The 12,002-nt window shown below is 47.0% G+C and carries 8 protein-coding genes and 1 pseudogene; all 9 read left to right on the plus strand.

Going from position 1 to position 12,002, the window contains the following annotated elements; all coding sequences use genetic code 11:
* A partial coding sequence (locus QTO00_RS06610) for an ABC transporter permease (RefSeq protein ID WP_331423789.1) occupies positions 1–926 on the plus strand: 926 nt, incomplete at its 5' end.
* A 2-nt stretch (positions 927–928) separates the two neighbouring features.
* Entirely contained in the window at positions 929–1,954 is a 1,026-nt protein-coding gene (locus QTO00_RS06615; protein ID WP_038206293.1) for an ABC transporter permease, read from the plus strand.
* Between the two features lie 2 nt (positions 1,955–1,956).
* A complete protein-coding gene (locus QTO00_RS06620) occupies positions 1,957–2,940 on the plus strand; it encodes an ABC transporter ATP-binding protein (RefSeq protein WP_331423791.1) in 984 nt (327 codons plus the stop codon).
* Positions 2,941–2,982: 42 nt separating this feature from the next.
* Positions 2,983–3,978 carry an ABC transporter ATP-binding protein gene (locus tag QTO00_RS06625; RefSeq protein WP_331423792.1) on the plus strand — a complete coding sequence of 332 codons (996 nt, stop codon included), beginning with the start codon at positions 2,983–2,985 and terminating at the stop codon, positions 3,976–3,978.
* Between the two features lie 64 nt (positions 3,979–4,042).
* The gene (locus QTO00_RS06630) at positions 4,043–5,773 is read left to right on the plus strand and encodes a glycoside hydrolase family 9 protein (protein ID WP_331423794.1); all 1,731 of its coding nucleotides are present in this window, start codon (positions 4,043–4,045) and stop codon (positions 5,771–5,773) included.
* On the plus strand, positions 5,766–6,647 hold the full coding sequence (locus tag QTO00_RS06635; RefSeq protein ID WP_331423795.1) for an N-acetylglucosamine kinase: 882 nt from the start codon (positions 5,766–5,768) through the stop codon (positions 6,645–6,647). Before QTO00_RS06630 ends, QTO00_RS06635 begins: the two co-directional genes overlap by 8 nt.
* A 4-nt stretch (positions 6,648–6,651) precedes the next feature.
* The gene (locus QTO00_RS06640; RefSeq protein WP_331423797.1) at positions 6,652–8,562 is read left to right on the plus strand and encodes a beta-N-acetylhexosaminidase; all 1,911 of its coding nucleotides are present in this window, start codon (positions 6,652–6,654) and stop codon (positions 8,560–8,562) included.
* A gap of 90 nt (positions 8,563–8,652) precedes the next feature.
* Positions 8,653–11,058, plus strand: a complete 2,406-nt coding sequence (locus QTO00_RS06645; RefSeq protein ID WP_331423799.1) for a GH36-type glycosyl hydrolase domain-containing protein — start codon at positions 8,653–8,655, stop codon at positions 11,056–11,058.
* Between the two features lie 52 nt (positions 11,059–11,110).
* Positions 11,111–12,002: pseudogene (locus QTO00_RS06650) on the plus strand (phosphoglucomutase/phosphomannomutase family protein); the annotation flags it as partial.

Raw genomic sequence — 12,002 nt, forward strand, 5'->3', positions numbered from 1 at the left:
TAAACTTTATTATTCCTCGTGCAATGCCGGGTGACCCAGTCACCATGATGTTTGCCAACGCTTCGGTACAGGTAACACCGGAACGTATCGCTGCAATGAAAGAACTGTTGGGTTTCGTCGATGGCGGCCTATTCGTTCAATACATTGCCTACATGAAAAATGTACTGAGCTGGGAGCTAGGTACGTCAATTCAGTTTTACCCTTTGTCGGTTAACAAGCTGCTCGGTGGTGCCTTCGGTTGGTCACTATTCCTAGCAGGTACAGCGGTTATGCTGTCATTCTCACTAGGCTCTATCCTGGGTATCTTCGCCGCATGGAAACGTGGTAGTAAATACGATGCGTTTATCACCCCAGGCATGCTGATTGTTCAGGCTGTTCCTCAAGTTGTAATTGCAATGCTAGCGCTATTTATCTTCGCAATTGGCTTGAAATGGTTCCCAACCGGTTACGCTTACACAGCAGGTACGGTGCCAGATTGGACAAGTTGGGCATTTATTAAAGATGTTGCCTACCACGCCGTTCTTCCTTTGTTCTGTGCATCTATCGTTCAGATCGGTGGCTTCTTGGTCAACATGCGTAACAACATGATCAACCTTCTTGCTGAAGACTACATCACGATGGCGAAAGGTAAGGGCCTCAGCGAAAACCGCGTTGTTTTCAACTACGCAGCACGAAACGCGCTTCTACCAAGTGTGACTGCACTTTCTATGTCACTAGGTATGGCAATCGGTGGTCAGCTTATCGTTGAAATCATCTTCAACTACCCAGGTCTTGGTACGGTTCTTCTAAACGCGATTCATGCTCGTGACTATCAGGTTCTTCAAGGCCAATTGATCATTATGACACTGTTCATGCTGTCATTTAACTTAATTGCAGATATGGCTTATGTCGTTCTAGACCCTCGCCTGCGCAAGGGAGGTAAATAATTATGAAACAACTATTTCAGTTAATTTTAGGCAATGCCTACGCTCGTATCGGTCTAATAATTGTTTCTCTTTTCTTATTCATGGCCATTTTTGCGCCATTGCTTTCAAAGCATGCTCCGGATAAGAGAACAGGTAACCCACATGAATACCCAGGCTTTGTCGTTAAATCAGCCCAAGCAAGCCCTGATGGTTGGGTCGCGCAAAACCTAGCAACTGACCGTCGTACAATGATCATGTCTAAAAAAGCGGACCACGTTCTAGGTACTAGCCGTATGGGTCGTGATATTTGGTCGCAACTTGTTCACGGTGCACGTATCTCTCTGGGTGTCGGTTTTGGCGCAGGTATTACTGTTTGTTTCCTAGCTACGGTTATCGGTATTTCAGCCGGTTACTTTGGTGGTCGCGTTGATGACATACTCACTGCAGCGATGAACATCATGCTGGTTATTCCTCAGTACCCACTGCTATTTGTATTAGCCGCATTTATAGGTGAGGCAGGGCCACTGACCATTGCCATCATTATCGGTTGTACCTCCTGGGCGTGGGGGGCGAGGGTAATCCGTTCACAGACTCTAGCCCTGCGTGAAAAAGAGTTTGTTAAAGCAGCAGAAGTTCTGGGAGAGTCGTCTATCCGCATCATCTTTGTGGAAATTCTGCCAAACCTAATCCCAATTGTCGGCGCAAGCTTCATCGGCTCTGTAATGTACGCGATTGGTATGGAATCCATTATCTCATTCTTAGGTCTTGGTGACCCAAGTACTATCAGTTGGGGCATCATGCTTTATAACGTACAAACATCATCTGCGATGCTAATCGGCGCTTGGTGGGAAGTACTGGCTCCTTGTTTAGCACTAACAGTATTGGTGACAGGCTTAGCTCTGCTTAACTTCGCAGTTGATGAAATTGCTAACCCGCAACTTCGTTCACACAAAGGTATGAAGCGTTGGAAGAAACTTGCTGAGCAAGACAAGAAAGAACGTACGCCAGACCTACCACCTCAAAATGCACTTTGGAGCGGAGATAAATAATTATGACTGCACCACTTATTTCTATCCGCAATCTTTGCGTAGATTACATTACAGATGCTGGCGATGTTCGCGCTTGTAACAATGTCAGCTTTGATATCGCCCCAGGCGAAGTATTCGGCCTAGCTGGTGAATCCGGTTGTGGTAAATCAACCGTTGCCTTCTCGCTGATGCGTCTACATAAGCCGCCCGCGTTTATCACCGGTGGTGAGGTTATCTTCAACGGCGAAGATATCCTTCAATACAGCGATGAACGCATGCAAGCGTTCCGCTGGAGTGAAATGTCAATGGTATTCCAAAGTGCCATGAATGCATTGAACCCAGTACTCACAATGGCAGATCAGTTCTGTGACGTTATCATGCGTCACACCAACATGACCCGAGAACAAGCACTGAAACGTGCAGAGGGCCTGTTGGAGATCGTTGATATTCACCCAAGCCGTCTAAACGACTACCCACACCAGTTCTCTGGTGGTATGCGCCAGCGCTTGGTGATTGCGATTGCACTCGCTTTAAACCCTAAAATGATCATTATGGATGAACCAACCACGGCACTGGATGTGGTAGTTCAACGTGAAATTCTACAAAAAATTTACGCGCTTAAAGAAGAGTTTGGTTTCTCTATCTTGTTTATTACGCACGATATTTCTTTGATGGTTGAGTTCTCAGATCGCATCGGCATCATGTATTCAGGTGAACTGATTGAAGTCGCGCCATCAAAACAAATTCTTGAAAGTCCTTACCACCCTTACACCAAAGGGCTAGGTAGTTCTTTCCCTCCACTAACTGGGCCAAAAACTAAGCTAACCGGTATTCCTGGAAACCCGCTCAACCTACTGGAAATTCCACAAGGTTGTCGCTTCCAAGCGCGATGCGATCGCGTTCATGAAACCTGTACTCAAGTACAAACACAGCTTAGACAAATCGAGCCAAATCGTTTCTCAAACTGTCACCTTTATGGTGAACCGATTGCTCAAAGCAAACTCTAGCGAGCCATTGAGAAATAACTATAAAGATTACTGGAGACAATTATGAGCAAAGAACTTGGCGAGCTACTGGTAGAGGGGAAAAACCTGGTAAAGGATTTCCCGATCAACAGTAACTCATTACAACAGCCAATGATGCGCGCGATTAACGACGTATCATTCAAAATGTACAAAAGCCGCGGCTTGTCGGTGGTAGGTGAATCTGGTTCAGGTAAATCAACCACAGCGAAAATGATCGCAAAAATGTACGCACCAACAGACGGTGTTATCGAGTACAAAGGTCGAGATATCCAGACAATTGACTCGCGTTCAGACCTAATGGCCTACCGCGAAGGTGTGCAGATGGTATGGCAAGACCCATTTGGCTCGCTAAACCCAACACACAATATTTTCCACCACATCCTACGTCCGTTGCTGATCCACAAAAAAGTCGATCCTCGCAACAAAAAGGAACAGGAAGAGCGTGTATATGACTTACTCGAACAAGTGGGCCTTATTCCGCCTAAAGAGACGGCGCAAAAATTCCCACACCAGCTTTCTGGTGGTCAACGTCAACGCGTTAACTTAGCGCGCAACATCGCTGTAGGTGCGGAAGTGGTTCTCGCCGATGAGCCAACCTCGATGCTTGATGTATCAATTCGTGCAGGTGTACTCAACCTGATGGAAGAGATGAAGTTTGAGAAGCAAATGTCTCTACTTTACATCACCCATGATATCGCTACAGCTCGCTACATCGCAGAAGACTTAGCCGTTATGTATGTCGGTCATATGGTTGAATGGGGTGACACTGAGGAGATCATTCATAATCCTCAGCACCCATATACGCAGCTATTGGTTTCAGCGGTTCCAGATCCGAGCAAATCGATTCACGAGAAGCTAAAAGGTAACAAAGGGGAAATCCCACTTTGGACACCGGCTTCAGCTGGATGTCCATTTGCAGGCCGCTGCCAACATGCATCAGACAAATGTCGCGAACAACTACCAGAAGTAACCCAGCTATCTGAAAACCACTTTGTTCGCTGTTACCTATACGAAAACTAAAACCTAAAGAGCCAAGCAATGTCTTGGCTCAACTTATAACAATATTGAATTTTCGGAGATTTTAATGCTGCTACTTACTAACCATATTGGTTATGAAGCCCTTGGGCCAAAGCAGGCTGTTTTAATGACTCGCAAGACACGACTTTCAACTACCACTGCGTTGTTAGTTTGTGCAGACAGTCATCAAACTGTGGCACAACTTGCTATTGAGAAAGGCACAAGTGTCGCCAATTGGCACCAAGGGAATTTTTTTCGTATTGAATTCTCTGATTTTGAACATCTGGGTCGTTACTACCTCCGTGTCGATAACGTCCGCTCTGAAATTTTCACTATCGACAGTGGTCTGCTTCTCAATACCACTTTCTCTGATGTTCTTCACTACTTAAAATCGCAACGCTGCGGCGGTCGTTTTGAAAAGCAAGACAAACAAGTTCCTATTTTTGGCAGCGATAAAACCACCGACGTTCAAGGTGGTTGGTATGACGCATCCGGTGACGTGAGTAAGTATCTAAGCCACCTATCCTATGCCAACTACTTAAACCCTCAGCAAACGCCAATGGTTGTATGGAACATGCTTAAGGGGCTCGAGCTTGCAAATAATCAACAACAACTACCTATCTTCACTAAAATTCGTTTAGTTGAAGAGGCTCTATTTGGCGCTGATTTCCTAGTACGCATGCAAAGTGACTCAGGCTACTTCTATATGACCGTATTTGATAAGTGGTCAAAAGATATCAAACAGCGTGAAATCTGTGCCTACGCGACTCAAGACGGACATAAGTCTGAAGACTATCAAGCAGGTTTTCGACAAGGTGGCGGCGTTTCAATCGCGGCCCTCGCTAACGCAGCCCGCTTGGACGAGTGCGGCTCATTTACCAATCAAGAGTATCTAGCGGCCGCTGAAAAGGGCTACTGGCATTTAAAAGAACACAACGGCCAATACCTTAATGATGGTGTAGAAAACATCATCGATGAATACTGCGCCCTACTCGCGGTCACTGAACTGTACCGCACCACCAGCAATACCGACTACTTGCAAGAGTGTCGCTATTGGAGCGACAAACTTGTCGCTCGCCAACAAACTGATGACCGCTTTGTTGATTTCTGGTCTGCCAACAATGATGGCAGTCGCCCATACTACCACGCAGCGGAAGCGGGGTTGCCTGTCATTAGTTTATGCGAATACTTAAGTATCGAACCGGATTGTGAACGACAAAAACACCTAACCCAGATCATCAATCAAGCTGTTAAGTTTGAACTAGAAATTACCAATAAAGTCGCCAATCCATTTGGCTACCCGCGCCAGTACGTAAAAGCAGTCGATGGGGACAAACGTGATTCGTTCTTTGTTGCGCAGAACAATGAAAGTGGATATTGGTGGCAAGGTGAAAATGCTCGTCTTGGCTCTTTAAGTAGCATGGCGTTCTTAGCATTGCCACATATTGAAGATACAACCCTTCGCCAACAGCTTCTCGCTTACGCACAGAACAGCCTTAACTGGGTGTTGGGATTAAACCCATATCACATGTGTATGCTAGACGGCCACGGCTTCAACAACCCTGACTATCTACCTAATCTCGGCTTCTTCAATGCCAAGGGCGGTATCTGTAATGGTATTACCGCAGGCTTTGACGATGAAAACGACATTGCTTTCAATCCGCCAAAACAAAAAGACGACATGCTGCAAAACTGGCGTTGGGGGGAACAATGGATTCCTCACGGCGCATGGTACTTACTCGCTGTTCTCACACAATTCGCTTATTTCAATACAGTAAAGGAGACGGTCAATGAGTAACCTATATGTGGGTATCGATGGCGGCGGTACTTCTTGCCGAGCTCGTATTAGAGATGAACAAGGCAACTTGGTTGGTGAGGCCAAAAGTGGCAGCGCCAACATCATGCTTGGTGCCGACGTTGCAATGGCTTCGATAGTTGAAGCCATTACTAAAGCTGCACAGCAAGGCGATCTTTCAAACAATGATTTTTCGCGTATGCATGTGGGGCTAGCACTCGCCGGTGCAGAGCATAAAGGGGCGTGGAACAGCTTCATGGCTTTACCGCACCCATTTGCATCCCTGGTATTGAATACCGACGCCTATGGCGCTTGTGTTGGGGCTCACAATGGCGATGACGGAGCGATCATGATTGCCGGTACAGGCTCTTGCGGAATCTATCTCGCCAACGGTGAACAGCATGTTGTGGGCGGACGCGAGTTCCCTATTTCAGACCAAGGCGGCGGCGCAGTCATGGGGCTACGTTTGATTCAACAAGTACTGCTTGCTGAAGATGGCATCGTTGAAAAAACACCGCTAGCACAGCATGTACTCGCTCACTTCAATAACGATGTTGACCAAATTGTCGAGTGGTCGAAATCAGCACTACCGCGTGACTACGGTCAGTTTTCTCCCGCGATATTCGAACACGCTTATAAAGGCGACCGTCTAGGTCTAGACATGCTCCAACAAACGGCTGCAGATATCGAAATGTTCCTTATCGCACTCAACCGTAAAGGCGCAGCACGTATCTGCTTAATGGGCAGTATTGCTGAGCGTATCAAAGCTTGGCTGTCCCCTCCCGTTCAGTCTTGGATCGTTGAACCGCAATTTGACGCTATTGAAGGCGCACTCATGATTGCGGGACAACCTAAGCACAACCTTTACTCAAGGTAACATTATGAGCTTTCGCGTAGAATTAGCCGTCCTTTCCGAGCAAAAACAGTTCTGTCGTTTTGGTTTAACACTGCATAACCTGACCGATCAGGCACTGAAAAACTGGAAACTAGAGTTCATCATCGACCGCTTTATCTTGCCTGACAGTTTTACCCACGGCGAGATAACTCAGATTGGTAGCTACTGCTCGGTAACGCCGGATATCGGTACCCTAGAAGCGAATCAGCACTATTACTGCGAATTTAGTATCAACACAGCTCCACTACGTTTTTACACCGATGGATTAAAAGATGCGCTGATTATTGCTAATAATGGCGAGGTTAAACACCCAGTTGTCCTAACGCCGATAGCTCTCGCGTCCCCATTTCGTGATCGAACGGAACTACCACAAGTTGAAGCGCAAGAGCTCGCTGTGATTCCAAAACCAAACAAGCTTGAACGTTTTGAAGGCGCGTTTCAATTAACTCAATCTAGCCAAATTACTCTGCAAGCAACACTGGCCGAAAAAGCGGCAACTTGGCTACAATCGGAGTTAGAAAAACTGTATGACTTTAGCGCTCAAACCATAGGTCATAGCGATATTGTCTATCGTAATAACCCGACCCTTGATGAAGGTGAGTACCAACTAACCGTCAGTGCTGCTGGAGTCCGATTTGAGGCAGGTTCACGCTCTGGTTTTGTTCATGCTAGTGCGACTTTTTTACAATTAGTCAAGCGGGACGAACAGCAGAATCTCACTGTTCCCTATATTAAAGTCATCGATGCTCCACGCTTTAAATACCGTGGCATGATGCTTGATTGCGCACGTCATTTTTATTCAGTCGAGCGAGTAAAACGACTCATTAACCAGCTAGCGCATTACAAATTCAATACTTTCCATTGGCACCTGACCGATGATGAAGGCTGGCGCTTAGAAATCAAAGCACTACCAGCACTAACTGAAGTGGGTAGCTACCGTGGTACCGGCACGCAGCTAGAACCGCAATTCAGTCATTTGGCTAACGTTTATGGCGGTTACTACAGCCAAGAAGAAGTCAAAGAGGTTATTGCCTACGCTGAAGATCGCGGTATCAACATCATTCCAGAAATTGACATTCCTGGCCATTGCCGTGCTGCCATTAAATCACTACCTGAGTTGTTGCAAGATCCTGATGATCGTTCTCAATTCCGCAGTATTCAGCACTACAACGACAATGTGCTATCCCCTGCACTTAAAGGCACCTATCAGTTTCTCGATCTCGTACTTGAAGAGGTAGCAGAGCTCTTCCCATCTCCCTGGGTTCATATCGGAGCGGATGAAGTTCCTGATGGTGTATGGCTTGGGAGTCCTTCTTGTCAGAAACTGATGGAAGAACAAGGCTATAACAGCCCGAAAGAGCTTCAAGGTCACCTGCTCCGCTATGCCGAGCAGAAACTTCGTTCTCTGGGTAAGCGAATGGTCGGCTGGGAAGAGGCGCAACATGGCAACAAAGTGAGCAAAGATACAGTGATTTACTCATGGCTAAGTGAGGAAGCTGCTCTCAACTGCGCTAAGCAAGGCTTCGATGTCGTTTTACAACCTGCACAATCGACCTACTTAGATATGACCCAAGATTACAGCCCCAAGGAGCCAGGGGTGGACTGGGCTGCGGTTATTCCACTTGAAAATGCCTATCGCTATGAGCCTTTGGAGCAAATTCCTGACTCAGATCCAGTCCGCAAACGAATTCTTGGTATTCAGTGTGCGCTGTGGAGCGAAATCATCACTGAGCAAGAACGTATGGATTACATGACGTTCCCTCGCCTCACTGCGATGGCAGAAGCCTGTTGGACCGAGAAACCCCAGCGAGATTGGATGGATTATTTGGCAAGGCTGAAGGGACACCTTCCTTTGCTACACAAGCAAGGTATTCAATACCGAACACCTTGGAATTAATACACAAGAGCGAATGGTGAGCATTCGCGGTTTTCACTAGCTTAATATTTTTGGCTGCTACAGTGGCAGCTTGGTAAAAAGGAAATCAACATGAAATACGGCTATTTCGATAACGACAATCGTGAATACGTCATCACTCGACCAGACGTACCTGCGCCATGGACCAACTACTTGGGCACAGAAAAGTTCTGTACCGTCATCTCACACAATGCAGGGGGGTACTCATTCTACAACTCACCTGAATATAACCGTGTTACCAAGTTCCGCCCAAATGCGACGTTCGACCGCCCAGGACACTATGTCTACTTACGCGACGATCAAACTGGCGACTACTGGTCAATCTCTTGGCAACCAGTCGCTAAGAGCCTGGATGAAGCGAGCTATGAAGTTCGCCATGGCTTGTCTTACTCTAAATTTAAGTGTGACTACAACGGTATAGAAGCAACCAAAACTCTGTTCGTACCTAAAGGTGAAGACGCTGAAGTATGGGATGTTGTCATCAAGAACACGTCTGACAAACCACGCACTATTAGCGCATTTTCATTTGTTGAGTTCTCTTTCAGCCACATTCAGTCCGATAACCAGAACCACCAGATGTCGCTATACTCTGCTGGCACTGAGTATAAAGACGGCGTAATTGAGTACGACTTGTACTACAACACCAACGACTTCGAAGGTTTCTACTACCTAGCTTCAACGTTTGACCCAGACTCTTACGACGGCCAACGTGATAGCTTCTTAGGTCTATACCGTGATGAAGCAAACCCGATCGCAGTAGAGCAAGGTAAATGTTCGAACACAGCGCAAACGTGTTACAACCACTGTGGTTCGCTGCACAAGCAGTTCACTATCCAGCCGGGTGAAGAAGTTCGCTTTGCTTACATCCTAGGTATCGGTAAAGGCAACGGTGAGCGCCTACGTGAGAAATACCAAGACCTTGCGAATGTTGATGCTGCATTTGCAGGTATCAAGGCGCACTGGGATGAGCGTTGCGATAAGTTCCAAGTTAAGTCTCCAAATGAAGGCCTAGACACCATGATCAACGCTTGGACACTTTACCAAGCAGAAACCTGTGTGGTTTGGTCTCGCTTTGCTTCATTCATTGAGGTGGGTGGTCGTACAGGTCTTGGCTATCGTGATACAGCCCAAGACGCAATTTCAGTGCCTCATGCCAACCCAGCCATGACGCGCAAGCGCATCGTTGATCTACTGCGCGGTCAGGTTAAAGCCGGTTACGGTCTACACCTATTCGATCCAGATTGGTTCGATCCAGAGAAAGCGGATGTCGCTCCATCTAAATCACCAACAGTTGTTCCAACACCATCGGATGACGATAAGATCCACGGCATCGAAGACACCTGTTCTGATGACCACTTATGGCTGGTACCTACCATCTGTAAGTATGTGATGGAAACGGGTGAGCACAGCTTCTTCGATGAAGTAATTCCTTACGCAGATGGCGGCGACGCATCTGTCTATGACCATATGAAGGCTGCGCTAGACTTCTCTGCAGAGTACGTGGGCCAAACTGGTATCTGTAAAGGCCTACGCGCTGACTGGAATGACTGTCTAAACCTAGGTGGTGGTGAGTCTTCAATGGTGTCTTTCCTACATTTCTGGGCGCTACAAGAGTTTATCGACCTAGCTAAGTTCCTTGGCAAACAAGACGATGTTGAGAAGTACACAGAGATGGCAGCCAACGTTCGTGAAGCGTGTGAAACACACCTATGGGACGATGAAGGCGGTTGGTACATCCGTGGTCTAACTAAAGATGGCGACAAGATTGGTACAGCTCAACAAGCTGAAGGTCGAGTTCACCTAGAGTCGAATACGCTTGCGGTTCTATCAGGCGCTGTATCTCAAGAGCGCGGTGAGAAAGCGATGGATGCAGTTGATGAGAATCTATTCTCTGAATACGGTTTGCACCTAAACTCACCATCATTCGCAACACCAAACGACGATATCGGTTTTGTCACTCGCGTATACCAAGGCGTTAAAGAGAACGGCGCAATCTTCTCACATCCAAACCCATGGGCATGGGTGGCTGAAGCTAAGCTAGGCCGTGGTGACCGTGCTATGAAGTTCTACGATGCACTTAACCCATACAACCAAAACGACATCATCGAAAAACGTGTTGCTGAACCATACTCATACGTACAGTTCATTATGGGCCGCGACCACCAAGATCATGGCCGAGCAAACCACCCATGGCTAACTGGTACTTCAGGTTGGGCTTACTTTGCGGTAACGAACTTCATCTTAGGTGTGCGTGTTGGTTTCGATGGCCTAACTATCGACCCTTGTATCCCTACCGAATGGCCAGGATTTGAAGTGACTCGCCAATGGCTAGGCGCGACATACAACATCAAGGTTGAAAACCCGAACTCAGTGAGCAAAGGCGTGAAGTCGATTACTGTGAATGGTCAGCCTGTCACTGACGTTGTGCCGGTCCAAGCAGAAGGCAGCGTCAATGACGTTGTGGTTGTTCTTGGCTAAACGCTAGCAATGAGCCTCTTTCGAGAGGCTCTTTAATCAAAGGATTATCGTTATGATTAAATTTGGAACAGGTGGCTGGCGCGCATTTATCGGTGAAGAGTTCACCAAAGATAACGTCTGCCTAGTGGCTCAAGCACTGGCGAACATCATCAACAACGAACAAGTCGCTGAGAAAGGATTTGTCGTTGGTTATGACCGTCGCTTCTTATCCGACAAAGCAGGTCGTTGGTTTACTGAAGTTCTCGCAGCCAACGGCATTCCAGTCAGCTTTATCGACAAGTTTGTCCCAACTCCGATTGTGATGTTCAAAGCAAAAGAGATGGGCTGCGCCTACTCAGCATGTATCACGGCCTCACACAACCCTGCCGACTACAATGGCATAAAGGTGTTTATCAAAGGTGGGCGTGATGCTGACGAAATTATTACCGAGAAGATAGAGACTCAAATCAGCCAGCTTACCGTTGATCAGGTTAAGTCGGTTGATTTCGACCAAGCGGTGGAAGATAAGCTGATCGACGTGATCAACCCAATGAACGAGTTCGTTGACTCGATCATCGACTTTATTGACATTGAGGCGATCAAAAAGGCTAACTTACGCGTTCTCATCGACCCTATGTTTGGCGTAGCGAAAAACGCGCTACAAACCGTACTGATCAATGGTCGCTGTGATGTCGACGTGATCAACGATGGTAAAAACCCAGACTTTGGTGGCTTAATGCCTTCACCAAGTGCGGCAACGCTATACCGACTCAAACATTTAGTAGCAGCCGAAGGTTACGACATTGGTATCGGCACCGATGGAGATGCGGACCGTCTCGGTATCATTGACGAGAAAGGCAACTTCATTCATCCCAATGAAGTGTTAATCCTGCTCTACTATTACCTACTTGAATATAAAGGCTGGAAAGGCTCAGTGGTTCGTAACATCGCCACCACCCATATTC

The sequence above is a fragment of the Vibrio sp. M260118 genome, assembly GCF_036533755.1.
Lineage (GTDB): Bacteria > Pseudomonadota > Gammaproteobacteria > Enterobacterales > Vibrionaceae > Vibrio.

Bases quoted from the DNA above. Each gene is read 5' to 3' on its own strand.
- QTO00_RS06615 (WP_038206293.1), top strand. From the start codon at position 929: ATGAAACAACTATTTCAGTTAATTTTAGGCAATGCCTACGCTCGTATC.
- QTO00_RS06620 (WP_331423791.1), top strand. From the start codon at position 1,957: ATGACTGCACCACTTATTTCTATCCGCAATCTTTGCGTAGATTACATT.
- QTO00_RS06625 (WP_331423792.1), top strand. From the start codon at position 2,983: ATGAGCAAAGAACTTGGCGAGCTACTGGTAGAGGGGAAAAACCTGGTA.
- QTO00_RS06630 (WP_331423794.1), top strand. From the start codon at position 4,043: ATGCTGCTACTTACTAACCATATTGGTTATGAAGCCCTTGGGCCAAAG.
- QTO00_RS06635 (WP_331423795.1), top strand. From the start codon at position 5,766: ATGAGTAACCTATATGTGGGTATCGATGGCGGCGGTACTTCTTGCCGA.
- QTO00_RS06640 (WP_331423797.1), top strand. From the start codon at position 6,652: ATGAGCTTTCGCGTAGAATTAGCCGTCCTTTCCGAGCAAAAACAGTTC.
- QTO00_RS06645 (WP_331423799.1), top strand. From the start codon at position 8,653: ATGAAATACGGCTATTTCGATAACGACAATCGTGAATACGTCATCACT.